25 protein-coding genes are annotated in these 23,626 nt (G+C 48.4%); 21 read left to right on the forward strand and 4 right to left on the reverse strand.

The window, feature by feature from the left end; all coding sequences use genetic code 11:
* Positions 1–2 precede the first annotated feature (2 nt).
* The 14 genes from IKW96_RS04275 (at position 3) to IKW96_RS04340 (ending at position 12,590) form a co-directional block, all read left to right on the forward strand.
* Positions 3–1,427 carry an amidophosphoribosyltransferase gene (locus tag IKW96_RS04275; protein ID WP_296570755.1) on the forward strand — a complete coding sequence of 475 codons (1,425 nt, stop codon included), beginning with the start codon at positions 3–5 and terminating at the stop codon, positions 1,425–1,427.
* 58 nt (positions 1,428–1,485) lie between these two features.
* Complete coding sequence (gene purM / locus IKW96_RS04280) at positions 1,486–2,523, forward strand: phosphoribosylformylglycinamidine cyclo-ligase (RefSeq protein ID WP_296570758.1); 1,038 nt, start codon at positions 1,486–1,488, stop codon at positions 2,521–2,523.
* A gap of 121 nt (positions 2,524–2,644) precedes the next feature.
* The gene (locus IKW96_RS04285; protein WP_296570762.1) at positions 2,645–3,526 is read left to right on the forward strand and encodes an expansin EXLX1 family cellulose-binding protein; all 882 of its coding nucleotides are present in this window, start codon (positions 2,645–2,647) and stop codon (positions 3,524–3,526) included.
* Between the two features lie 38 nt (positions 3,527–3,564).
* Positions 3,565–4,188, forward strand: a complete 624-nt coding sequence (gene purN / locus IKW96_RS04290) for a phosphoribosylglycinamide formyltransferase (RefSeq protein ID WP_296570766.1) — start codon at positions 3,565–3,567, stop codon at positions 4,186–4,188.
* A gap of 4 nt (positions 4,189–4,192) precedes the next feature.
* Positions 4,193–4,816, forward strand: a complete 624-nt coding sequence (locus IKW96_RS04295; RefSeq protein WP_296570768.1) for a putative ABC transporter permease — start codon at positions 4,193–4,195, stop codon at positions 4,814–4,816.
* A gap of 13 nt (positions 4,817–4,829) precedes the next feature.
* Entirely contained in the window at positions 4,830–5,396 is a 567-nt protein-coding gene (locus IKW96_RS04300; protein WP_296570771.1) for a putative ABC transporter permease, read from the forward strand.
* A 32-nt stretch (positions 5,397–5,428) separates the two neighbouring features.
* Positions 5,429–6,142 (forward strand): IMP cyclohydrolase, encoded by a 714-nt coding sequence (locus tag IKW96_RS04305; protein ID WP_296570774.1) that lies wholly within the window; start codon positions 5,429–5,431, stop codon positions 6,140–6,142.
* Between the two features lie 77 nt (positions 6,143–6,219).
* Positions 6,220–7,401 carry a phosphoribosylaminoimidazolecarboxamide formyltransferase gene (locus IKW96_RS04310; protein ID WP_296570777.1) on the forward strand — a complete coding sequence of 394 codons (1,182 nt, stop codon included), beginning with the start codon at positions 6,220–6,222 and terminating at the stop codon, positions 7,399–7,401.
* 57 nt (positions 7,402–7,458) lie between these two features.
* Entirely contained in the window at positions 7,459–8,040 is a 582-nt protein-coding gene (locus tag IKW96_RS04315) for a hypothetical protein (RefSeq protein WP_296570780.1), read from the forward strand.
* A gap of 129 nt (positions 8,041–8,169) precedes the next feature.
* Positions 8,170–8,691: a hypothetical protein gene (locus IKW96_RS04320; protein ID WP_296570783.1), complete on the forward strand. Its 522-nt coding sequence runs from the start codon at positions 8,170–8,172 to the stop codon at positions 8,689–8,691.
* A 44-nt stretch (positions 8,692–8,735) separates the two neighbouring features.
* A complete protein-coding gene (locus IKW96_RS04325; protein ID WP_296570785.1) occupies positions 8,736–9,719 on the forward strand; it encodes a hypothetical protein in 984 nt (327 codons plus the stop codon).
* 27 nt (positions 9,720–9,746) lie between these two features.
* The gene (purD, locus tag IKW96_RS04330; protein WP_296570787.1) at positions 9,747–11,033 is read left to right on the forward strand and encodes a phosphoribosylamine--glycine ligase; all 1,287 of its coding nucleotides are present in this window, start codon (positions 9,747–9,749) and stop codon (positions 11,031–11,033) included.
* 9 nt (positions 11,034–11,042) lie between these two features.
* Positions 11,043–11,663, forward strand: a complete 621-nt coding sequence (locus IKW96_RS04335; RefSeq protein ID WP_296570789.1) for a hypothetical protein — start codon at positions 11,043–11,045, stop codon at positions 11,661–11,663.
* Between the two features lie 255 nt (positions 11,664–11,918).
* Positions 11,919–12,590 (forward strand): hypothetical protein, encoded by a 672-nt coding sequence (locus IKW96_RS04340; protein WP_296570791.1) that lies wholly within the window; start codon positions 11,919–11,921, stop codon positions 12,588–12,590.
* A gap of 36 nt (positions 12,591–12,626) precedes the next feature.
* Here the strand turns inward: IKW96_RS04340 and groL are convergent, their stop codons facing one another.
* The 3 genes from groL to IKW96_RS04355 all read right to left on the reverse strand — a co-directional run bounded on the left by groL (position 12,627) and on the right by IKW96_RS04355 (position 15,869).
* Positions 12,627–14,249, reverse strand: coding sequence for a chaperonin GroEL (gene groL / locus IKW96_RS04345; protein WP_296570794.1), 1,623 nt, complete (start codon positions 14,247–14,249; stop codon positions 12,627–12,629).
* Between the two features lie 70 nt (positions 14,250–14,319).
* On the reverse strand, positions 14,320–14,592 hold the full coding sequence (gene groES, locus IKW96_RS04350; protein WP_028517955.1) for a co-chaperone GroES: 273 nt from the start codon (positions 14,590–14,592) through the stop codon (positions 14,320–14,322).
* A 161-nt stretch (positions 14,593–14,753) separates the two neighbouring features.
* Positions 14,754–15,869, reverse strand: a complete 1,116-nt coding sequence (locus tag IKW96_RS04355; protein WP_296570795.1) for a hypothetical protein — start codon at positions 15,867–15,869, stop codon at positions 14,754–14,756.
* 58 nt (positions 15,870–15,927) lie between these two features.
* On the opposite strand from IKW96_RS04355, the gene IKW96_RS04360 reads away from it, so the two are divergent.
* From IKW96_RS04360 to IKW96_RS04390, 7 genes are all read left to right on the forward strand, one after another.
* On the forward strand, positions 15,928–16,239 hold the full coding sequence (locus IKW96_RS04360; protein ID WP_296570797.1) for a YabP/YqfC family sporulation protein: 312 nt from the start codon (positions 15,928–15,930) through the stop codon (positions 16,237–16,239).
* Positions 16,187–17,344 carry a sporulation protein YqfD gene (locus IKW96_RS04365; RefSeq protein WP_296570799.1) on the forward strand — a complete coding sequence of 386 codons (1,158 nt, stop codon included), beginning with the start codon at positions 16,187–16,189 and terminating at the stop codon, positions 17,342–17,344. The genes IKW96_RS04360 and IKW96_RS04365 overlap by 53 nt, the downstream gene beginning before the upstream one ends.
* Positions 17,345–17,457: 113 nt before the next feature.
* Positions 17,458–18,387 carry a Tim44-like domain-containing protein gene (locus tag IKW96_RS04370; protein WP_296570800.1) on the forward strand — a complete coding sequence of 310 codons (930 nt, stop codon included), beginning with the start codon at positions 17,458–17,460 and terminating at the stop codon, positions 18,385–18,387.
* 72 nt (positions 18,388–18,459) lie between these two features.
* Complete coding sequence (locus tag IKW96_RS04375) at positions 18,460–19,143, forward strand: sporulation initiation factor Spo0A C-terminal domain-containing protein (RefSeq protein WP_296570802.1); 684 nt, start codon at positions 18,460–18,462, stop codon at positions 19,141–19,143.
* Between the two features lie 218 nt (positions 19,144–19,361).
* Positions 19,362–20,069 carry a response regulator transcription factor gene (locus IKW96_RS04380; RefSeq protein ID WP_296570805.1) on the forward strand — a complete coding sequence of 236 codons (708 nt, stop codon included), beginning with the start codon at positions 19,362–19,364 and terminating at the stop codon, positions 20,067–20,069.
* Between the two features lie 56 nt (positions 20,070–20,125).
* Positions 20,126–21,601 (forward strand): HAMP domain-containing sensor histidine kinase, encoded by a 1,476-nt coding sequence (locus IKW96_RS04385; protein ID WP_296570806.1) that lies wholly within the window; start codon positions 20,126–20,128, stop codon positions 21,599–21,601.
* 3 nt (positions 21,602–21,604) lie between these two features.
* Positions 21,605–23,197 (forward strand): trypsin-like peptidase domain-containing protein, encoded by a 1,593-nt coding sequence (locus tag IKW96_RS04390; protein ID WP_296570808.1) that lies wholly within the window; start codon positions 21,605–21,607, stop codon positions 23,195–23,197.
* Here IKW96_RS04390 and IKW96_RS04395 read toward each other — a convergent pair.
* Positions 23,194–23,592 (reverse strand): TIGR04086 family membrane protein, encoded by a 399-nt coding sequence (locus IKW96_RS04395; RefSeq protein WP_296570810.1) that lies wholly within the window; start codon positions 23,590–23,592, stop codon positions 23,194–23,196. The two genes, IKW96_RS04390 and IKW96_RS04395, sit on opposite strands and share 4 nt — an antisense overlap.
* Between the last annotated feature and the right edge of the window lie 34 nt (positions 23,593–23,626).

Consider the following 23,626-nt stretch of genomic DNA (forward strand, 5'->3'; position numbering starts at 1 on the left):
CTATGGGCGGTTTTTTCGGTGCAGCTTCCAAAAATGACTGCGTTACCGACGTATTTTTCGGAACAGACTATCATTCTCACCTCGGCACAAGACGAGGCGGCATGACCTCATGGTCGGAGGAGCACGGCTTTCAGAGAAATATCCACAGTATCGAAAATTCTCCCTTCCGTACCAAGTTTGAAGACGATGTTGTGACAATGCGCGGAAAGATCTGTATCGGCTGTATCAGCGATACAGACCCCCAGCCTATACTCGTCCGCTCAAAGTTGGGCGTTTACGCTATCTGCTCAGTAGGTATAATCCGCAATGCCGACCAGCTCGTTGACGAGCTCCTTGAAAAGGGCTGTGCCAACTTTGAGTCCATGAGCAGCGGAAATATCAACTCGGGCGACCTTATAGGCGCTCTTATAGCACAGAAGAACTCATTTGTCGACGGTATACGCTACGCTCAGGAAAAGATAGAGGGAACAATGTCCCTTATCATACTTACGGACAAGAGCATTATCGCCGCAAGAGACAAATTCGGCAGACTTCCCATTATAATCGGTAAGAGAAGCGACGGCTTCTGCCTTTCCACAGAGTCATTTGCTTTCCAGAAGCTGGGCTATGCCACACACAAGGAGCTCCTCCCCGGCGAGATAGTCGAGCTCACTTCCGACGAATGTAAGACCATTGCAGAGGGCGACCCTTCAAAGATGAAGATATGCACCTTCCTGTGGACATATTACGGCTACCCCAACGCTGTATACGAGGGCGTGAACGTTGAAGTCATGCGTACCCGCAACGGCGAGATAATGGCTGAAAACGATATCAAGAACGGCAGACTGCCCGACGTTGACTATATCTGCGGTGTGCCTGATTCGGGAACTCCCCACGCTATCGGCTACGCAAACAAGAGCGGCATCCCCTTTGCAAGACCGTTCATCAAGTATACCCCCACATGGCCGAGAAGCTTCATGCCCACAAATCAGAGCATGAGGAATCAGGTGGCAAAAATGAAGCTCATACCCGTACATGAGCTCATAAACGGCAAAAAGCTCCTCTTCGTTGACGACAGTATCGTAAGAGGCACTCAGATGAGGGAAACAGTAGAGTTCCTCTACGAGCACGGCGCTAAGGAAGTACATATGCGCTCTGCCTGTCCTCCTATCATGTACGGCTGCAAATACCTCAACTTCTCACGCAGCACATCTGAAATGGAGCTCATCGCCCGTCAGATAATCGACGAGTTTGAAGGCCCTGTCGGCGTAAGACATATCGAGGAGTACAGCAACTCCGCAACAGAGAGAGGACGCAGGCTCAGAGATGAGATATGCAAGAGGCTCCGCCTCACCTCGCTCGAATTCCAGACCCTCGAGGGTACTGAAAAGGCAGTAGGACTCAATTCCTGCGGTCTCTGCACATATTGCTGGAACGGCAAAGAATAAACTTATATTCTGTCTCCCTGCCTGCGGCAGGGAGACAGGCAACTATGGAGGTAGATCAATGAATAACAGTTTTTCCGAAAGCTACAAAAAGGCAGGCGTTGACGTTACCGCAGGCTACAAGTCAGTTGAACTGATGAAGGAGCACATCGCACGTACCATGATAAAGGGCACCCTTTCGGGTATCGGCGGTTTCGGCGGACTTTTTGAGCTCGATATGACCGGTATCAGCAAGCCTGTACTCGTTTCGGGCACAGACGGCGTCGGCACAAAGATAAAGCTCGCATTCATCATGGACAAGCACGACACAGTAGGTATCGACTGCGTTGCTATGTGCGTAAACGATATCATCTGCTGCGGTGCAAAGCCTCAGTTCTTCCTTGATTATATCGCCTGCGGCAAGAACTTCCCCGAGAAGATCGCCACTATCGTTTCAGGCGTTGCAGAGGGCTGCGTTCAGGCAGAATGCGCTCTCATCGGCGGCGAAACTGCCGAGCACCCCGGTCTTATGCCCGAGGACGAGTACGACCTTGCAGGCTTCTCTGTAGGCGTTGTTGACAAGGACAAGATACTCCAGCCCGATACTCAGAAAGCAGGCGACGTCCTCATCGCCATCAAGTCAAGCGGTGTCCACTCAAACGGATTCTCACTGGTAAGAAGAGTATTCGACGTTAACGAGCAGAACCTCAATATGCACTTCAACGACCTGGGTACTACTCTCGGCGAGTGTCTGCTCACTCCTACACGTATCTACGTAAAGGCTGTAAAAAGCCTCCTCGAGAGCGTTAACGTAAAGTCTATCTCTCACATCACAGGCGGCGGATTCTATGAGAACATACCGCGTTCTCTCCCCAAGAACCTTGCTGCAAAGATCGAGAGGAACGCAGTACAAGTACTTCCGATATTCGACCTCATCCAGAGATCCGGCGACATTCCCGAGCGCGATATGTTCAATACATTCAACATGGGCGTCGGAATGGTCGTTTCAGTCGATAAGAACGACGCTGACAAGGCTATCGCTGCTATCAAAGCAGCCGGCGAGGACGCTTATGTTCTCGGCGAACTCGTTGAGTCAGAGGAAGGCGTTATCATCTGCTGATACAGCACAAAACTCATTAAACATCATAGCAGAAGCCGCATAAATTATCCGAATTAAAGCCTTATGCTATACTTTCAAGGGATATGTGATTTGGACAGATTTTAAAAAGACGGTGATGTTTATGAAAAAACTGAAATTTATCGCCTCAGGACTTGCGATCGCAGTCCTGACGGCTACACCTTTATACAGCGGCGCGGCTGACAGGATAGATATGGACTATAACTCCGACGGAGCTGTGGACTGCTTCGACCTTATAGCCGCACGAAAGAACGAAGAGATCTCACGGGCTGAGCTCAACGCTCTGCAGAAGTTCCTGCTGGGCGTTAACGGCAAGGCTCCCACAGAGTTCGAGATACCCGACCTGCCCATTGACGAGGACGCCATCCTCGAGCCGAAAGGCACTGTACATACGGGCGAGGGCACCTTCTACGGCGGCGGATACACGGGCGGTCACGCTATGCTCGACCCCGTTTCCCATGATTACTGGATAGTCGCCATGAACCACTCCGACTACAACGAGGCTCAGCTGGCAGGAGCATACCTCGAAGTAACAGGAGAGCTGGGAACTATAAAAATGCTTGTTACGGACGAGCTCCCCGAGGGCAAAAAGGGCGACCTCGACCTGTATACGGACGCATTTCCGCTTATCGCTCCCGTGGAAAAGGGACGAGTTCCCGTCAGCTGGAAGATAATCCCGCTGGATACTGCCGAGAATGCTCCCATATGCTTCAAGTACAAGGAGGGCAGCACCGAGTTCTGGTGCGGAGTACAGGTGCGGAACCACCGCTACCCCATAACAAAGCTTGAATATCTTAACGCCGACGGCGAATTCGTGGAGATACCCCGCCGTCCCTACAACTACTTCGAGTCAAGGGAAATGGGCGCAGGCCCCTTCACGTTCCGCATAACCGATATCTACGGACAAGTGGTCATAGACAAGGATATCCCCCTTTCCTACGACGATACGGAGATAATACAGGGACACGTTCAGTTCCCCGAATAATATTCGCTCTTGCGATAAACCAACAGGAGGAAACACTCATGAAGAATATAGTCGTGCTCGTTTCGGGCGGCGGCACTAATCTGCAGGCTCTTATAGACGCCGAAAAGTCAGGCATCATCAAGGGCGGAAGGATAACCTGCGTAATATCCTCAAAGGAGGGCGTTTACGCTCTTGAACGTGCTTCTCAGAACGGCATAAAGAGCATCGTTATACCGAGAAAGGACTACACTGCCATTGCCGACTACACACGGGCGGTGACGGACGCTCTCATCGCAGAGAAGGCTGACCTCGTGGTATATGCGGGCTTCATGACAATACTCGACGAGCAGGTGGTAAAGGCGTTTCCCTACAAGATGATGAACGTTCACCCTGCGCTGATACCAAGCTTCTGCGGCAAGGGCTTCTACGGACTGCACGTCCATGAGGCTGCTCTCGAGGCGGGAGTAAAGCTCTCGGGCGCAACGGTACACTTCGTCACCGAGGAGTGCGACGGCGGTCCGATAATCCTGCAGAAGGCTGTCCCCGTAGAGAACAGCGACACCCCCGAGACCCTGCAGAAGCGTATAATGGAGCAGGCTGAGTGGAAGATACTCCCCGAAGCCGTTTCGCTGTTCTGTCAGGACAGGATAGAGATAATCGACGGAAAGGCATACGTAAAGTAACATCATGGAAAAATTAAAGGGATTATTTGAAAAACAAGTTATTCAGAAGCTCTTCCTCTGCTTCTGGATGTATGCGGTACTTGGCTGGTGCTATGAGGTCTTCCTTGAAACAGTGGTCTACCGCTGGGGATTTCACAACAGAGGAAATATGTTCGGTCCCTACTGCCCGATATACGGCGTGGGAGCTCTCCTGTTCCTGCTGTGCTTCGGCTGGCTGATGAAGAAAAAGGACGTAAAATGGCTGAATATAGTCAAACCGCTCCTCATCTTCCTCGGGTGCATGACTATCGCCACCCTTGTTGAGCTTGCCGCCACGTATATACTTGAAGCAACAACAGGCTCATGGCCGTGGCAGACCTATGCGCGGTACAAGTACAATTATCAGGCGCGTATCGCCCTCAGCACCTCTGTCCGCTTCGGACTTGGCGGCCTGCTGTTCATGTATATTGTGCAGCCGTTCTTCGATTGGCTCCTTGCAAAGCCGAAACGCAGAACTCTCAATATCATCGCACTTGCCGTGCTGGTAATAGTTCTCACGGACTTTATATTCACAAAGGCTACAGGCTACACACCGAAATTGGCAGAAGCCGCTGTGTTCATTCATCACATCACAGCTATAACATACTAAGAGACATACTATCATGAAAAAGATGAAGGAATTATTGGAAAAACAAGCTGTTCAGAAGCTCTTTCTCTGCTTCTGGATGTACGCGGTACTGGGCTGGTGCTACGAGGTATTCCTCGAAGTAGTGGTCTATAAATGGGGCTTTACAAATCTCGGAATAATGTTCGGACCCTATTGTCCGATATACGCAGTGGGAGCGCTTCTGTTCCTGCTGTTCTTCGGGAAATTCATGAAAAAAGAGGGTGGACTTCTTTTACAGATAACACGTCCCTTCATAATATTCTTCGGAAGCATGGCAGTTGCAACTGCCGTAGAGCTTGCCGGCACGTATATCCTCGAGTTTTTCACAGGCTCATGGCCGTGGAACACCTATGCGGATTACGACATCAACTTCCAGGCAAGGATAGCTCTCTCCCCATCCATGAGATTCGGCATGGGAGGACTGCTGTTCCTGTATTTTGTACAGCCCTTCTACAACTGGCTCCTTGCAAAGCCGAAGAAAAAGACTCTCAACATCATCACACTTGCGGTGCTGGTGATAGTTGTAACAGATTTCACGCTCACACTTATTTTAAGATATTAATATGAAACCATTACCCGAAAGGAGTTATTATCATGAAAAAGCTTGACTTGGCAAAGGAACTCAGCACAAACGCATACCCCGGAAGAGGTATCGTCATCGGTAAATCAGACTGCGGAAAGTACGCAGTTACCGCATACTTCATCATGGGCAGAAGCGAGAACAGCCGCAACCGCGTATTTATCGAGGACGGCAGAGGTATCCGCACAGAGGCTTTCGATCCTTCAAAGCTTACCGATCCGCACCTTATAATCTACGCTCCTGTAAGAGTTCTCGGCAACAAGCTCATCGTTACAAACGGCGACCAGACCGATACTATCTATGAGCTCATGGACAAGCAGTACACCTTCGAGCAGGCTCTCCGCACAAGAGAGTTCGAGGACGACGCTCCAAACTATACTCCCCGTATCTCGGGTATACTCCGCTTCGGCGAGGAGGGCTTCAACTACGCAATGTCCATACTCAAGAGCGCTAACGGAAATCCCGATTCATGTCAGAGATACACATTCAGCTACACAAATCCTCTCGCAGGCGAGGGACACTTTATCCATACATATATGGGCGACGGTTCTCCCCTCCCCAGCTTTGAGGGTGAGCCCAAGCTCGTGGGCATAAGCGGCAATATCGACCAGTTCACGGATATGCTCTGGAACAACCTCAATGCCGACAACAAGGTATCTCTCTTTGTCCGCTATGTGAACCTCGAAAACAACACTGAGGAGACTCGTATCGTAAACAAGAATAAGTGATCCTCACCTTTGTTCAGGAATGAATAATTATGCATTATGCATTACGAATTATGAATTATTATAAGGAGGACATGAAAATGTCAAATGAAATGCAGTTAAAATACGGCTGTAACCCAAATCAGAAGCCTTCAAGAGTTTATATGGCTGACGGCAGCGAGCTCCCTATCGAGGTGCTCTGCGGAAAGCCCGGTTATATCAACCTGCTTGACGCCTTCAACGGCTGGCAGCTTGTAAAGGAGCTCAAGGCTGCAACAGGTATGTGTGCAGCTACCTCGTTCAAGCACGTTTCACCTGCGGGAGCCGCTATCGGCAGACCTCTCTCCGACGATCTCAAGAAGATCTACTGGGTCGACGATCTCGGCGAGCTCACTCCCCTTGCAAGCGCTTACGCAAGAGCAAGAGGAGCTGACAGAATGTCCTCCTACGGCGACTTCATTGCCCTTTCGGACAAGGTTGACGTATGCACTGCTAAAATGATACAGCGCGAGGTATCCGACGGAGTCATCGCTCCCGACTATGAGCCCGAAGCCCTTGAGATCCTCAAGTCCAAGAGAAAGGGCACTTACTGCATACTCAAAATGGACGAGAACTACAAACCCGCTCCTATCGAGACAAAACAGGTTTACGGAGTTTCCTTCGAGCAGGGACGCAACGAGCTTGACATCAACCGCGAGCTTCTTGCAAACGTAGTCACAGAGAATAAGGATATCCCTGACGACAAGAAGGACGATCTCCTTATCTCCCTCATAACTCTCAAGTATACACAGTCCAATTCAGTCTGCTACGTAAAGGACGGACAGGCTATCGGAATCGGCGCAGGACAGCAGTCCCGTATCCACTGCACACGTCTTGCAGGTCAGAAGGCTGACAACTGGTGGCTGAGACAGTCACCGCAGGTAATGGGACTTCAGTTCGTTGACGATATCCGCCGCGCAGACCGCGATAACGCTATCGACGTTTATATTGGCGACGAGTACGAGGACGTTCTCCGCGAGGGCGAATGGCAGCGTATCTTCAAGGTAAAGCCTGCTGTATTCACACGCGAGGAAAAGAAGGCATGGCTCGCAAAGAACACTGGCGTATGCCTTGGTTCCGACGCTTTCTTCCCGTTCGGAGACAACATCGAGCGCGCTAAGAAATCAGGCGTTGAATATATTGCAGAACCGGGTGGTTCTATCCGCGACGACAACGTTATCGAGACCTGCAATACGTACAATATTGCAATGGCATTCACAGGCATCCGTCTGTTCCATCACTGATAACGATATCTTTCAGCTGCGGTCGGGAATGACCGCAGCTTTATTAAGGAGAAAAACATGAAAAAATATACCTTCACAGCTGTTCTTTCATCAGCTGTACTTTTAGCGGCAATGTGCGGCTGCACAGCTCAGAATGCAGACAACACTGCTCATACCGAGCCTATACAGACAGCAACCATTTCGCTGAACAAGGAAAAGACAGATTATTTCAACGGCCATGTAAAATCCAACGACTTTTCATACTATGCAGACCCTAACCTCTGGGCATATGTCAATTCGCCCGAAGATACCTGCGAGCTCCGCATGATAACAGGCAAGGATATCAATAACTGCGGACTCAGTCTCTTCATGTCCAATGAAAAGTCTCAGGGCGAAACTGCCGAATTAAAGGTATTATCCGTAGTAAACAAAGAAGAGATACTCTCTACGGGTACACTTGTTACTGCCGACAGGACGTTCTATTACTATGAATGGACGGTCGACGACGACCTCAACGCAAGAATGTATATTGCCGACTGCGGAGACAAATACATCTGCGCTTACGCAGAAAGCAACAGCTTCGGCTATGTTGAGAACAAGATAGCAGATGTCCTCAGCATGATAAAGCTTCCCGAAGAGGAAGACAAAGCAGCTTTCTGAGACACCGCATATCTGTCTTGAAATACTTCAGGCATTATGATATACTATAATTAATGTGTACTCAATAACTTAATTGGATCACACACGCTTTTTGACCTGACTTTGTTGTTATTCTGGGGGGATCACAATATGGGCAGCTATAATTCAATCAAACTCGAAAAGCTTTACAAGACCGCCGCTGTTTTCTGCGGATTATACATTATCGGAGCTATACTTGCATATCTGCTGTCAGGCGCCGTATTCGGAGCTTTCACAGGCTCGGGCGACGACTACATACCCGCTCATCCCGAAATGATGATCTCGGGGAAATGCAAGCTCCTGCTGTGCCTTACAGAACTGGCATGGGTGCCGTTTATCTCCTATATCATAAGCTGTACGGGCTGGGCTTTTTCCGCAAAAAGATGCAGGCGCACTCTCAAGGCAGCTCCGCTGCTGTGGATATTCGGATTCGTTGCCGAGCATTTACTGGCTGCGCTTATCTCGCATTCATCATTGCCGGTATACGCTTCTGAAAGCTGGCTGATACAGCACACGGAGTATATCACATTCTTTTTCAGCATAATCCTGACAGGTGCGCTGGTACTGGTGTGTACTGCCGCAGCTCTCGGTATAGATGAGGACAGACACGTTAAGCATCTCAAGTACAAATGATCATTCAAAAATGATATAAGGGAAATTCAAGGGTGAAACTAAAAATGAAAAAAGGGATCATTATCACAGGGGCAGTTATCGCACTGGCAGGAGCCGCTTTTTTAGGCTATGGCTGGTATCTGTCAGAACCGTCGGTAACTATCAGCACAGACAACTACAGCATCAAAGTTCCTAAGAGCTTCAAGCTGGAAGAGCAGGAAGGCGAGTCTAAGTTCACTTTCAAATGCCTCGGCGAGGATATCATTATCAGTGATGAGCATATGAACTGCAAGCCCGAACTGATAAGCGAATTCTTCCCTTATTACGCCGATGAAAAAAACAGGCAGCTTGAAAAGCTTGAGGGTTATCCTTACACAGGTTATTTCAGTTCATCGGAAGTAAATTCATTAGGAAAAACGAAAAACAATCTGTATTATATACTCGGAACAGATACGCATTTTTTGTCAGTTGACTGTTACTATTGCAATTCTTTGAAGTCAAAGCTCATAAAAAAAGCAATGTCAAAAATTGCAAAATCGGCAGAATATACCTCGGATTTCCGCATCGCCACAAAGCCTGATGTATACGACTACGAATGGTTCAGCGTTGATACGGGATCAAAATATTATCTTATCGACCAGACGGAAGAATTGAAACCATTCAATGAAAACGGTCTGATCTGGGTCAAGGAATTTTATACAGAGGCTGACAGTGTTGACAAAGCGGCTTTCCCACGGGTCTCAATACATGTTGAGAAAAGTAATGATTCTCCTGCCGGCTGTGCAGATGAAATCTATAACAAGAAACTGGAAAAGAAAGAGAAATATCCTGTACTGACAAGGGATAAAAAGAACAGGTTCGGTTTTGAATGTGAGCGCTTTTATTTTGAATATGCTTCCGAATCAAGTGACTTTAAGACATTCAGCGATACATACTTTTTCAGAAACGGCGATCTTCTCTACACGATCAACGCATTATATGACACAGCCGAGAAAAAAGCCGATGCCGAAGAAATGCTTGACGGCATAACCATAAAGGATATCAAATAACTATTTACATACAGGAGGAATACCCCAATGAAAAACGTATTAGTAGTAGGCGGCGGCGGACGCGAACACGCTATCATAATGAAGCTGGCTGAAAGCCCGAAGGTCGGCAAGCTCTATTGTACTCCCGGAAACGGCGGTATATCAAAGTATGCCGAGTGCTTCAATGTTGCGGCGACCGATGTTGACGGCGTAGTCGCTCTCGCAAAGGAGCTCAGACCCGATATGGTAGTCGTAGCTCCCGACGATCCGCTGGTACTCGGTATGGTGGACGCCCTGCAGGCAGAGGGCTTCATGACCTTCGGTCCTAAGGCAAATGCAGCTATAATCGAAGGCTCAAAGGTTTTCTCCAAGGAGCTCATGAAGAAGTATGATATCCCTACAGCCTTTTACGAGGTATTTACCGAGTCCGACAAGGCTGTTGCCTATCTTAAAGAGCAGAACAGCTACCCTGCCGTTATAAAGGCGGACGGTCTCGCTCTCGGAAAGGGCGTTATCATCGCTCAGAACGAGGAGGAAGCTGTAAAGGCTGTCCACGAGATGATAGACGAGCTCAAATTCGGCAAGAGCTCTGCACGTATAGTTATCGAGGAGTTCCTTACAGGTCCCGAGGTATCTGTTCTCAGCTTCACAGACGGAAAGACCATAGTTCCCATGATATCTTCCATGGATCACAAGCGCGCTCTCGACGGCGACAAGGGCCTCAATACAGGCGGTATGGGTACGGTCTCTCCCAATCCCTGCTATACCGACGATATCGCAAAGGAATGCATGGAAAAGATATTCATTCCCACTATGAACGCTATGAACGCAGAGGGACGCACCTTTGAGGGCTGCCTCTACTTCGGTCTTATGATAACTCCAAAGGGTCCGAAGGTAATAGAGTACAACTGCCGCTTCGGCGACCCCGAAACTCAGGTGGTTCTGCCTATGCTGGACGCCGACCTCTATGAGATATTTGAAGCCATATACAACCATGAGCTTGACAAGGTGGATATCAAGTGGCATAAGGGCAGCTGTGCCTGCGTTGTCATGGCAAGCGGCGGCTATCCCGAAAGCTACCCGAAGGGCATCGAAATGAACGGCTTCGATGATAAGGGACAGGTCGAGGGCTGCTTCGTTTACCATGCTGGCACCAAGCTCTCAGAGGACGGAAAGTTCCTCACAAACGGCGGAAGAGTTATCGGTGTTACCGCAAAGGGCGATACATTGCAGGCTGCTCTCGATAAGGCTTATGAGGGAGTTTCAAAGATAAGCTTTGAGGGAGCTCATTTCAGAAAAGATATCGGTCAGAGAGCACTCAAGGCTCTCGGTTAAGGAGTTCTTATGCACGAAAGATTGAACTTCGGACTGAAACTGAGCTTTTTAGGCAATATACTGTTTATTGCTTTCGGCGTTATATGCTTCATATTCTATAAGACCTATGATCCCGGATCGTTCCTCACAAGTTTTCTGAGCTTTATCGCTTATGCTGTGGAGATCGCAGGCTTTGCGCTGCTCCTCATGGGCGACTGGCTCATGGTGTCCTCAATGAGATTCAGAACAACTCTGAAAGCCGCTTGGACGTTTTATATCTTCCTTGAGGCGATAATGATGGTGCTCGAACTCAATTCCTACAAGATAGAGGCTTATAAGCCATACTCCCTTGCAGTTGCTATTGCACATTCCGTTATTTCGGGCTTTGTATGCCTTACATTCCTGCAGTTTGAAAAGGACAACAAAAAGCTGGAGGTAAAAGTGATAATCTGCATATCAATGATGTTCGCAGGTATGCTCGGAAATATCCTCGGTATAAGAGTTTATTTCAGTATCATCGTAAACGCTCTTGCTTTCGTTAGCATGTTCCAGTCCATAAGGAGCCTCGTCAAACACGGCGATATTGAGATCGACTGCCACGGCGACAGGGCTCGCGTTGCAGAATATAAAAGTACATTCGTCGACGACTGATTACGTCCTTTCATAAGGGGGCTGAAATAAGCCTCTATTAAACGGAAAACCGTTTAATAAGAAAAAAATAATTTTTGGATTCTCTGTTTTGCACAAAAAATACTTGTCTGCATTGTGCAGAGCGAGTGGTTGGTAAATAGTAATCAGTTGCGGGCTGCCTTTGGCAGCCCGTTTGTCTTTTCATTGACTTTTTTCAGGTTTTGCTGTATACTGATTACTAATATATGTAATTATTTATGATCAGGAGGGCATAAAATGGACTCAGAAGCAATCATGATTATTCTGACGCTTCTTTTTGTAGGCACAGTCTGCGGACTTATATGGCTGATACTTCTGATAATCGGCTGCGTAAAAAAGAGCAAAAAGCGCATTATACTGTCGTTTATCCCCGTCGGAGTTTTTGCGGTCATAGCAGGCGGCATATTTGCCCATGACGCTGTAAAAAGGCATGGATTCGAGAAGATACCATGCCTTGAGGTAAAAAATGATTCGGTAACTATCCTCATGCGTATCCATAAAGGTTTGAATCCCAATTTTCACTATGTTCTTGCGGAGGAAGGCGAAAAAGGTAATATAGTCGTCAGGAACACAGAAAGGAATACGCAAAAATACATTGGCAATTTCTTTATGACTTCCGATGAAAGCATTCTGACGGAAACAGATCATCAATTTCACATGAATCACAGCATGACAAAATCAGGGTATACGTTTAAAGTCAATAAGCCCGGAACTGCTTATGTATGCATTTTTGTCCGGGAAAACGGACATTATGTATTTCTGGAAATCTATAAGGTCATTGCCGATGATAATAAATCAGTAACAGCTGAAAAAATCGAGCATATAGAGTGCAATGATAAGTTCAGTGAGGAATTGCCCGAGGAGTTTTCATTTCTTACGGAAGTATTTGATAAAATGAATAAAAGATAAAAAAGGCGAACCTTCCGGTTCGCCTTTAATTATGCATTAGTACATTCCGCCTGCTGGCATTGCAGGAGCTGCAGGTGTGTCTTCCTTGATGTCTGCTACAAGGCTCTCTGTTGTAAGAACCATTGAAGCTACAGAAGCTGCGTTCTGGAGTGCGCTTCTTGTTACCTTTGTAGGATCAACGATACCTGCAGGTATCATATCTGTGTATACCTCGTTGTATGCGTCGAAGCCGTAGCCTACCTTGCGTGAACGTACTATCTTGTCAACGATCACGCTGCCCTCGAGACCTGCGTTCTCTGCGATCTGACGTACAGGAGCTTCAAGAGCCTTGAGGATTATCTTAGCGCCTGTCTTTTCGTCGCCCTCAAGTGTGGGAACGAGCTTGTTGACAGCCGGCATTGCGTTTACGAATGCTGTACCGCCGCCTGCTACGATACCCTCTTCAACAGCTGCCTTTGTAGCTGCAAGAGCGTCCTCGATACGGAGCTTCTTCTCCTTCATCTCTATCTCTGTAGCTGCGCCGACCTTGATAACTGCTACGCCGCCTGCAAGCTTTGCAAGTCTTTCCTGGAGCTTCTCACGGTCGAAATCAGATGTTGTTGTCTCGATAGCTGCGCGGATCTGGTGAACTCTTGACTGGATAGCCTTCTTGTCGCCTGCACCGTCTACGATGATAGTGTTCTCCTTCTGGATAACTACCTGCTTAGCCTGACCGAGCTGCTGGATAGTAGTCTCGCTGAGTTCAAGACCGAGCTCGGAGGAAATTACCTCGCCGCCTGTGAGAACTGCGATATCCTTGAGCATTTCCTTACGTCTGTCGCCAAAGCCGGGAGCCTTAACAGCTGCAACCTTGAATGTGCCTCTGAGGTTGTTGAGGATAATTGTTGTAAGTGCTTCGCCCTCTACGTCCTCAGCAACGATAACGAGCTTCTTGCCCATCTTTACGATCTGCTCGAGAAGCGGAAGTATCTCCTGGATAGAAGATATCTTCTTGTCTGTAATGAGAATGAAAGCGTCGTCGTAAACAGCTTCCATCTTGTCTGTATCTGTTACCATGTAAGGTGAGATGTAGCCTCTGTCGAACTGCATACCCTCAACTACTTCACTGTAGGTCTCGGCAGTCTTGCCTTCCTCAATAGTGATAACGCCGTCAGCTGTTACCTTCTCCATAGCCTCAGCGATGAGCTTGCCGACATTTTCATCAGCAGAAGATACTGTACCTACCTTGGCGATATCCTCAGTACCCTGTACTGCCTTTGAGTTGTCAACGATAGCCTTTACTGCTGCATCAACTGCCTTTGCGATACCCTTCTTGAGTACCATCGGGTTAGCGCCTGCTGCGATGTTCTTCATACCCTCGCGAACGATAGTCTGAGCGAGAAGTGTAGCTGTTGTTGTACCGTCGCCTGCTGCGTCGTTGGTCTTTGTAGCAACTTCCTTAACGAGCTGTGCGCCCATGTTCTCGAAAGCGTCCTCAAGCTCGATATCCTTTGCGATAGTAACACCGTCGTTTGTGATGAGGGGAGCGCCGAACTTCTTATCGAGAACTACGTTTCTGCCCTTTGGTCCCATTGTTATCCTTACTGTATCGGCAAGCTTGTCAATACCTGCCTGAAGCGCCTTTCTTGCGTCTTCGCCGTACTTTATATCCTTAGCCATGATATTTTCTCCTTTAAATTATATTTAGATCTGTAGGGAACGGCGCCCTCGGCGTTCCCTATAATAATTTTTATTTTACTGTTGCGAGTATGTCTTCCATCTTGACGATGATGTACTCTTCTCCCTCGAGCTTTACATTAGTGCCGGAATACTTGGAAATGAGCACCTTGTCGCCCTTCTTTACTTCCATTTTAACATCAGAGGTTCCCGGGCCTACCTCAACGACCTCTGCAACCTCCGGCTTCTCCTTTGCAGAGCCTGAAAGGATGATACCGCTCTTGGTAGTTTCCTCTGCTTCTACCATTTTAACGACAACTCTGTCCTGTAAGGGTTTGATAGTCATAATATATACCTCCTGATAATTAATTACAAGTTCAAGTTTAGCACTCTTTCTCTCAGAGTGCTAATTATATTTTACCACCTTTTTACAATAAATCAAGCCTTTTCTGCAAGCTTTCACAATTTTTGGCGCTATGTACAAATATCTGCTTTTGAAGTGAATTTTTATGTGCTGTAAGCCGAGCTTTCCCCGTTGTTCTTTCCGTATTCCAGCATGAGCATTATCACCATTATTACAAGCATTACCGAGGGTATCGCCGAATCTGCGCCACGTTCGCTAACCCTTATGTCAGCCGCTTCCACCGCCTCGCCGAATATGAAATACGGCAGCAGAAAACGACATATCACAAAGCTCAGTACTGCCGCAGCCGCTCTCATTATTATAAAGGGCTTCAGTGAGAGCTTTCCTGCGGTCAGCGCCCTCAGCTGGAAAAATACGCACAGTCCGCCGAATGAAACAGCTCCGCTCACGCAGGGCAGCAGCTCACCGCCGCCTGCGATACTTCCTGCATTTGTTATGTCTATGAGCGAGGCGATAACAGTCTCACCGCTTTCACGGTCAAGACACAGGAGCTTCGCAATAAGCTCCCCTGCTGCTGACATAGCGCCTGTGCGGACAAGAAAGGCGGTGAACACTGCAAATCCCACTATCATTATGCATATGTCCGCCATAGCCCTGCCGCTGCGGAGAACGCAGTCCGTCAGCATTTCAGCGGAGATACTCACAGAACGGCGTGTGCGGGGCTGCTTTTCATAAGCTCTGCGGAGAAGAAATGATACTCCGAACGCCATAACGATATTTGCGGATACAGTCGAGGTGAGTATGAGCAGCCCCATGCGCTCAGAACTGAAAAACTGCGGCGCGATACAGCCGAATATAAAAGCAGGTCCTGCTCCGAAGCAAAGACCAGAGAGAAGCTCTGCACGGCGTTTGCCTATGCGCCCTGCGCTGTACAGCTCGCAGAGCATTTTCACTCCCACAGGATAGCCTGCAAGCATTCCGAAAGAGAATATGGGGAACTCCGCTTCGTCCATGCCGAATATGAAGCGGCTTATCCGCCCGGACTGCCCGGGCAGAAGCTCCGCGATACCGCTGCGGACTATTAATGACGATATGGTCATCATCGCAAAGAGCGACGGTATCACCACATTTATACAGCGTAATACGCTGCCGTATACTGCCTGCGAAACTGCCGCCGTATCTGTGGCGCAGAACAGAAAAAACAGTATCATCAGCGCCGTTTTTGCGGCTTTTACAGCTTTTTTCCCGAGTTTTCTCATAATCATCACCCCTTAAATCATATTATTGGAAGTGAAAAAATATACGGGAGTGGCTCTTATGTTTGAACGGTTTGCGGAACTTGCCCGCGAAAAGCTCTGTCTTGAAACCAATATACATATTTCGGGGCGAAACGAGCTGATAATCGACGGCTGCCGAAGGATAGAGGAATGCAACGAGGTCTATATGCGTCTGCTGTCGGGAGATATCTTCGTGAATATCCACGGCTGCGGTCTGAGGGCTTACGATTTCAGGACGGGCGGTCTTGTCGTCCGCGGCTGCATAGAAAAAATAGAATTCGAGGAGAGAAGCAAAAAACATGAAACTCAGACGGCTTGTAAGGATAAACGCTCGGGGGAAGAGACTCTCTGAGTTCATCAACCTCATTCATGAGCGCAGGATAGAATGCAGGGAGGAGTTCTGCCGTGGAGAGGTGTTCCACGGGGACGTTTTCCGCAGGGAGCTCCGCGAAATACAGGATATAGCAAGAGAATGCGGTGTCGAGCTAAAAACCGCGGACTATGATACTCTCGGGGAGCGGCTTTTCCGCTACAGAAGACGCATCGGTCTGCTCATCGGACTTATCCTTGCGGCTTTTACCGCAGTCTGCTTCTCGGACGTCATCGTTACCATCGAGATAAGCGGCAATACCTCCATAAGCGACGAGGTCATTCTCGCAGCCCTGGCTGAGCTCGATATAAAGCGCGGTACGCCCATTCACAGCGTCGACCTGGAAAAGTGCGGCAACAGGCTGCCCTTTCTCGTTGACGGCGTCGCATGGGTCGGTATGCACCGCACAGGGAACCGCATTGCCGTGCAGATAAGGGAAACTGCTCCCATACCACAAAAGGAAAAGGGACGGATACCATGCAATGTGGTCGCGGCTCACGACGCGGAGATAACCTATATCCTCGCGCGGAGCGGCTTTGCCATGTTCAGGGAGGGCGACTATGTCCCCAAAGGTGCTCTGCTCATCAGCGGCGTCGTTCAGTCGAAAACGGGGCGTACCTCCGTAAGCCATGCTATGGGCGAAGTACGCGGCATTTACAGCGAAACTGTCAGCTTCTCGGGAGCTTACCGAAGCACTGAGCAGTCTCTCACGGGCAGGAGCAGCACTCAGCGTACTCTGAGGCTTTTCAGTCTGGATATTCCCCTGTATTTCGGGGGAGATAAGTTCATGAGCAGCACATCGGAGTACTCGGAAAGTCCCCTTGTGCTCTTCGGGAAGGAGCTCCCCATAAGCATAAAGCGACGAAAACTCTCGGAAACTGTGTGCAGCGAAAGGCTTTTCACGCCCGACGAGCTGAAAGACAGACTCATGGATAAGGTCAGCCTGTACGAGAAGAACTTTCTCGGTGACACTAAGATAATAAGCAGGGATATAAAGACTTCAAGGAACGATGATACGCTGACTCTCAACGTCTTTTACAGACTGGAGGGAGATATCGGCAGACAGCAGGAGGTATTTGTCAAATAGCAGTAGCAACAAATCACGCTGCCGTTTTTTGTAAAAAGTCACGAAAGCCCTCTTAGTGACAAAAATATAAAACTATGATATAATATAGTTAATGTTTTTAAGGGGGGAATCCTATGAAAAAATATCTGAGGATCATATCACTTTTGGCTTTTATATCAGCATTCGTACTCTTTCCATTGAAGCCTCTGTACACCGAGGCTTCGCCGAGACGTGCCGATTTCGGCGACTTTTCAGGCGATTCGGACTTCGGCGACAGCGGCTGGGACAGCGGTGGCAGCGACTGGGACAGCGGCGGCAGCTGGGACAGTGACAGCGGCAGCTACAGCAGCAGCGGCAGTTCGGGAAGTGCGAGCTGGGGCGAAACGATCATTGTTTTAGCTGTTATCATCGTTATTATCATTGCTTCGGCTTCTTCAAACAAGAAAAAGAGCAGTTCTGCGCTCCCTCCGCCTGTGAATACTCCTGCTCTGCGCCGTGTGGAGGAATATACGCAGATAGACCCGAGCTTCAACGCGGAACAGTTCAGGGACAAGGTCTCAAATCTCTATGTACAGTTCCAGAACGCATGGCAGAAAAAGGACCTCTCCCCTCTCAGACCTTACCTCACAGATACATATTATTCGCAGATGGATAACCAGCTCAGCAGATACCGCAACAGCGGTCAGACCAACATTGTCGACAGGATAACCGTCCTGAAGACCGAACTCATGGGCTGGAAACAGGAAAGCGGCTTCGACGAGATGATAGTAAAGCTCGATACACGTATCGTTGACTACGTTGTTGACGACAATACGGGCAATATCGTCCGCGGCAGCAAGACCGCCGAGAAGTTCATGACCTACGAATGGACTCTCGTCCGCACTACAGGCGTGACTACCTCGCGCTCCACAGGCACGACGGGTCAGACCTGTCCGTACTGCGGCGCAAGCGTGAATATCAATCAGTCCGCTGTATGCGAGTACTGCGGCTCTGTCCTCACAACGGACAAGTTCGACTGGGCTGTAAGCAATATCAAGGCTCTTGCACAGCGTACACGCCAGTAAGCTTTCTGAACAGACCAATACGGGCTGCCCATCGGCAGCCCTTGCGATTATACTCCATACGAGGTGGGAAACATGAAGGAAAGGATACTTATCTGCGATATGTCGCCGAGTCTCGGCAGACTGTTAGTGCGTAGCTTCATAAATACAGGCATTCAGGCAGACTTCTGCCGCGGAAGCCTGTCCGCCATAAAAAACGCAATGTCAAAGAAAAAGTACAGCTCCCTGCTCTTTTTTGCTTTTTCTCCCGATGAACAGCTCCTTGACTTTGCCAAAGCCAGCGCTGAAAGCGGTATAAAGGTGTTTGTGGGACTGTATTCGGGCTCTGCCTCCGTACACAGGAGCTTCCGCAGCGCAGGCGTCTCAGCGTCATTTACCATGCCCTGCTCCGTCAGAGGAATGTGCGTAAGCGTTCTCATGCGTATCGGAAATACAAAGGATATCCTTTCACAGATAGAGATATTTCTCGAGGAAACAGGCTTTCCCAGGCGGCTGAAGGGCTTTGCCTACCTTGCAGGCATGAGTACGGCCTGCCTGACAGCTCCGGAAAGACTGTGGGGCGGTTTGTCGGAGCTGTACAGCGAAACTGCGGAAAAGCTCTTCACAGAACCCTCTCTTGTGGAAAGGGCTGTGAGAAATCTCAGCGCCCATGCCACCGAAAACGGCTCGGTATCACGCCTGACCGAGGGCAGGCTCACCGTAAAGCCAACAAATACGGAGCTCATTTGTGCAGTATGCGATAAGTTTACTCGCCGTTAGCACATTTTTAACACCTGTTTTTTGTAGAAAATAGCTTAAAATTATAACACTAATTCAAAAATTAGTGATTTTTGATTGACATTTTTGTAAAACTGAGTTATAATTATCTTAATATATCATAACCAGGCGTATTTGCCTGTATTGTGTCAAATGCTTTCTTTGCGAATTATGCAAATAAGGGGAAGTATATGTTGAATACGGAAGGAAGGTATTAAAAAATGGCTAACGAAAAAAATCCAAAGGTACTTATAGTTGACGACGATAAGAACATCTGCGACCTTCTCCGCCTCTATCTTGAAAAAGACGGATACAGTGTTCTTCTCTGTCACGACGGCGACGACGCTGTTGTTAAGTTCAAGGCTCTCAGCCCCGATATGGTGCTGCTCGATATAATGCTGCCCGGTAAGGACGGCTGGCAGGTATGTCGTGAGATCAGAAAAATCTCAAACGTTCCGATCATTATGATCACTGCCAAGGGGGAAACTATCGACAAGGTAATCGGACTTGAGCTGGGCGCTGACGACTATATTGTAAAGCCTTTCGACGCCAAGGAAGTAATAGCCCGTATCAACGCTGTTACACGCCGCGTTGGCACTGGTATGGCTGAGCCCGAGCAGAAGGAAGTACACTACGATAAGCTTACTGTCAATATGGACAGCTATGAGCTGAAGGTAAACGGAAAGAATATCGACACTCCGCCTAAGGAACTGGAGCTTCTCTATTACCTTGCTTCCAATCCGAACAGAGTTTATACCCGTGACCAGCTTCTTGATGAAGTATGGGGCTTTGAATACTACGGCGATTCACGTACCATTGACGTACATATCAAGCGTCTCCGTGAAAAGCTCGACGGTGTTTCCGACAAATGGACTCTCAAAACAGTCTGGGGCGTCGGATACAAGTTCGAGGCTGATGAAGAGGAATAAGCTTATAACAACTCCAGAAATTCAAGGGGACATCTGTCCCCTTATTTTGTATAGAGGTGATACCATTGAAAGGCAGAAAAAGCTCATATGACAAGCTTTTTATTTTTATAATCGTCATTATCCTTTCGATAAATATCATACTGGGTATAGTTGCTATAACTGTCAGCTCCACTATATTCAAATCCAATAAGCTTGACGAGCTTCATAAAATAGGGGATCTTTTTATACTCTGTATGAAGGACAGCTATTCGGAGAATACCAATACCCGTTCAACCGCCATAAAAAATCTGCATAAGAGATTTTCAAGCAAATACCACCTGATAATCTATATATATGACACTAACGGCAACTGTGTCCTCTCTGACGCGGACTATGAGGACCAGCCGCAGAAGATAGTAAAAAACAGCGAAAAGATCTCGGAAAAAGAGCGCGAACGCCTTGGCAAGGACGATTATCTCGCTCTCGAGACCAAAAGCATATCCGCAAACGAACCGTATATGCTGTACGCTTCATGCTTCTTCCTGCAGGGGAAGGACGATACGGTCCCTAACCGTATGTATGCCAAGATATATTCCAACTCAAGCTCCGTAAACTCATTCTCGGTGAAGCTGATCGTGTTCTATACCCTGTTCTGTCTGCTGAATGTGTTCATACAGGTGCTCATTCTCAGCCGCCGTTTCAAGGCGCTGTCAAATTACGAAACAACTTTCAGACGTATCAGCGAACAGTTCGCAAAGCGTGACTTCTCAGAGAATATACCTACTTCTGTGCCGTATACAACTCCCGAGATAGCGGAATATGTAAATAAAGTTGCCGCTGACGTTGCAAAGAGCGAAGAGACCAGTAAGACCTTTATCGCAAACGTTTCACATGAGCTGAGAACACCTATAACTACTATCGGCGGATTTGTTGACGGTATTCTTGACGGAACTATCCCGAAAGGCAGACAAAGAGAGTACCTCATACTCGTTTCCAAGGAAATAAAGCGACTGCGTATACTTATTTCTTCAATGCTGAATATGTCGCGCTTTGAAACCGGTACTCTCAGACCTAATTTCCGCGACGTTAACCTGACAGATATAGTCATACAGACAGTTCTCATGTTCGAGAAGAAAATAGAAGACAAACACCTGGAGGTCGAGGGACTCGGCAGCGACCGTATGTCCGCTGAGGTAGACCCCGACCTTATCCAGCAGGTAATATACAACCTCGTCGAGAACGCCGTAAAGTTCATCAACGACGGCGGTATACTCTCATTCCGCTTTGAGCGTTCAGTTAACGGCTCCTGCACAATAGGCATAAAGAATACGGGCGAGGGTCTGAAAAACGACGAGATACAGCAGGTATTCGACCGCTTCTACAAGACGGATTCCTCACGCGGTAAGGATACTACGGGACTTGGTCTCGGACTTGCTATTTCACGTAAAATAGTTCATCTCCACCACGGTCATATCGTTGTCAAGAGCGTGTACGGAGAATATACGGAGTTTCTCATTCAGCTTCCCGAGAAACAGCCGAAAAAGAAAGGATAACAGATGGACGAAAGAGAAGATCTATATCAGGGATCCCCTGATAACGGCTCAAATGAGCCGTACATCCCAAAGCATGAGAAGCCTGCCTCCGAAAACGGCATGAACGGCTTCTACGGACAGCAGCAGAATAACAGCTACAGTCAGCAGGGCTATGGTCAGCAGCAGAACAACGGCTACATTCAGCAGGGCTATGGTCAGCAACAGAATAACAGCTACAGTCAGCAGGGCTATGGTCAGCAGCAAAACAACGACTACAGTCAGCAGGGCTACGGCCAGCAGAACAACGGCTACAGTCAGCAAGGCTACGGTCAGCCCCGCAGACCTGTTTACGACCGCTTCATGTACGAGCCTATAGGATTCGAGGACACTGACAACAAGCAGCAGTCCGATACACTCGAGGCTGATCAGAAGCAGCGGTCTAAAAGCGAAAAGGGAATTGTCTTCCTATTTGCGATGATTGCCGGTATAGCCGCATTTTTGGCTGTTTTCGGTATCGTTTACGATGTTGTCAACAGCGACAAGATAATAAAGAAGATAGGCAGCCCGAATCAAATAGTCATATATCAGGAGTCAAAGCCGGAGGGCGCAAACGACCTGGAAAACTTCAAGGACGAGAACGGAAAGTATACTCCCGAGGGAGCTGCTGCTCTCGTAAAGCCCTCCATCGTCAAGATCTACACCTATGAGAACTACCAGACCTACGCTGCGAAGAGACCTTTGGGCACGGGCTCGGGAATAGTTCTCAACGAGGACGGATATATCGCCACGAATGCCCATGTTCTCGAGGCTGAGGGATATCACAAGATAGAGACCTCGGACGGCAAGTTCTATGACGCTAAGGTCGTCGGCAGAGACACCAAGACAGATATAGCCGTTATCAAGGTGGAGGGAGCAGACCTCACACCTGCCGTTCTCGGCAACTCCGATGAGGCTATCGTGGGCGAGACGGTTATCGCTATCGGTAATCCCGCAAACCTTGCAGGAACCGTCACGGACGGTATAATCTCCGCCGTTGACCGTAAGATAAGAAGCGATTCCTCGGGCTTTGAAATGAAATGCTTGCAGACAAACGCTGAGATAAGCCCAGGAAACTCGGGCGGCGCTCTTGTCAATATGTACGGTCAGGTCATCGGTATCACTTCATCAAAGTACGTCAGCAGCGACCTTGAGGGTCTCGGCTTTGCGATCACCATAAACGAAGCTACTCCCGTTATCGAGGAGCTTATCAGGAACGGCTTCATCGCAGGACGTTTCAGGATAGGCATACACCTGCTCGATATGAGCTCTGAGGAAAAGATAGGCGCTATCGAGGAGCGTATGGGTATCACTCTCCCCGACGACTTCAAGGGAATATATATCGACGAGATCGACAAGGACTGCGATATCGCCAATACCGAGCTGAAAAAGGGCGACTTCATCATTGCTATCAACGGCAAATCCGTCAGCACCTACGACGAGCTCTACGATACCATAAGCGGTCAGTACGAGGCAGGCGATACAGTTCCTGCTACCTGCGCGAGCATTGACAAAAATGGCAAGGTAAGCTACTATGAAATAGAATTCAGGCTCATGGAAGACAAGTCAGGAAATTACTAATCCATTAGCTTTTTCGGGCGTTTCGAGTTAACGCCTGCAACTCCTCCTGCTGCACCCGAAACGGTGAGCATGAGGAGTTTTTTTATGTCCGCAGGTGCTCCCAGTATAATAAGCCCTGCGATACTCACAGCTCCGTACATGAGAGCTCCGCACAGAGAGCCGCCGAAAAGCCCATTTCTGCGGCGGTACTTGCCATGCAGGAATGCTCCTGTATATGCCCCTGATACGAGGGCTGCCCCCGAAAAGGCTTTAATAAGCTTCATATCGCCCATAACAAAAAACAATATCCCACTGAGCAGCAGCCATGCCGCCCCTGTGGTCAAAAGTCCGCAGAATACAGCGGCAGCGGCACTCAGCGGAGCATTTGTCCATATACTACGTCTGTGTTTTCGCATGAAAAAACCTCCGCATAGATTTTTTCAATTCTAT

Source organism: Ruminococcus sp., from assembly GCF_017549005.1.
GTDB lineage: Bacteria > Bacillota > Clostridia > Oscillospirales > Ruminococcaceae > Ruminococcus.

Bases quoted from the DNA above. Each gene is read 5' to 3' on its own strand.
- IKW96_RS04275 (WP_296570755.1), top strand. From the start codon at position 3: ATGGGCGGTTTTTTCGGTGCAGCTTCCAAAAATGACTGCGTTACCGAC.
- purM (WP_296570758.1), top strand. From the start codon at position 1,486: ATGAATAACAGTTTTTCCGAAAGCTACAAAAAGGCAGGCGTTGACGTT.
- IKW96_RS04285 (WP_296570762.1), top strand. From the start codon at position 2,645: ATGAAAAAACTGAAATTTATCGCCTCAGGACTTGCGATCGCAGTCCTG.
- purN (WP_296570766.1), top strand. From the start codon at position 3,565: ATGAAGAATATAGTCGTGCTCGTTTCGGGCGGCGGCACTAATCTGCAG.
- IKW96_RS04295 (WP_296570768.1), top strand. From the start codon at position 4,193: ATGGAAAAATTAAAGGGATTATTTGAAAAACAAGTTATTCAGAAGCTC.
- IKW96_RS04300 (WP_296570771.1), top strand. From the start codon at position 4,830: ATGAAAAAGATGAAGGAATTATTGGAAAAACAAGCTGTTCAGAAGCTC.
- IKW96_RS04305 (WP_296570774.1), top strand. From the start codon at position 5,429: ATGAAAAAGCTTGACTTGGCAAAGGAACTCAGCACAAACGCATACCCC.
- IKW96_RS04310 (WP_296570777.1), top strand. From the start codon at position 6,220: ATGTCAAATGAAATGCAGTTAAAATACGGCTGTAACCCAAATCAGAAG.
- IKW96_RS04315 (WP_296570780.1), top strand. From the start codon at position 7,459: ATGAAAAAATATACCTTCACAGCTGTTCTTTCATCAGCTGTACTTTTA.
- IKW96_RS04320 (WP_296570783.1), top strand. From the start codon at position 8,170: ATGGGCAGCTATAATTCAATCAAACTCGAAAAGCTTTACAAGACCGCC.
- IKW96_RS04325 (WP_296570785.1), top strand. From the start codon at position 8,736: ATGAAAAAAGGGATCATTATCACAGGGGCAGTTATCGCACTGGCAGGA.
- purD (WP_296570787.1), top strand. From the start codon at position 9,747: ATGAAAAACGTATTAGTAGTAGGCGGCGGCGGACGCGAACACGCTATC.
- IKW96_RS04335 (WP_296570789.1), top strand. From the start codon at position 11,043: ATGCACGAAAGATTGAACTTCGGACTGAAACTGAGCTTTTTAGGCAAT.
- IKW96_RS04340 (WP_296570791.1), top strand. From the start codon at position 11,919: ATGGACTCAGAAGCAATCATGATTATTCTGACGCTTCTTTTTGTAGGC.
- groL (WP_296570794.1), bottom strand. From the start codon at position 14,249: ATGGCTAAGGATATAAAGTACGGCGAAGACGCAAGAAAGGCGCTTCAG.
- groES (WP_028517955.1), bottom strand. From the start codon at position 14,592: ATGACTATCAAACCCTTACAGGACAGAGTTGTCGTTAAAATGGTAGAA.
- IKW96_RS04355 (WP_296570795.1), bottom strand. From the start codon at position 15,869: ATGAGAAAACTCGGGAAAAAAGCTGTAAAAGCCGCAAAAACGGCGCTG.
- IKW96_RS04360 (WP_296570797.1), top strand. From the start codon at position 15,928: ATGTTTGAACGGTTTGCGGAACTTGCCCGCGAAAAGCTCTGTCTTGAA.
- IKW96_RS04365 (WP_296570799.1), top strand. From the start codon at position 16,187: ATGAAACTCAGACGGCTTGTAAGGATAAACGCTCGGGGGAAGAGACTC.
- IKW96_RS04370 (WP_296570800.1), top strand. From the start codon at position 17,458: ATGAAAAAATATCTGAGGATCATATCACTTTTGGCTTTTATATCAGCA.
- IKW96_RS04375 (WP_296570802.1), top strand. From the start codon at position 18,460: ATGAAGGAAAGGATACTTATCTGCGATATGTCGCCGAGTCTCGGCAGA.
- IKW96_RS04380 (WP_296570805.1), top strand. From the start codon at position 19,362: ATGGCTAACGAAAAAAATCCAAAGGTACTTATAGTTGACGACGATAAG.
- IKW96_RS04390 (WP_296570808.1), top strand. From the start codon at position 21,605: ATGGACGAAAGAGAAGATCTATATCAGGGATCCCCTGATAACGGCTCA.
- IKW96_RS04395 (WP_296570810.1), bottom strand. From the start codon at position 23,592: ATGCGAAAACACAGACGTAGTATATGGACAAATGCTCCGCTGAGTGCC.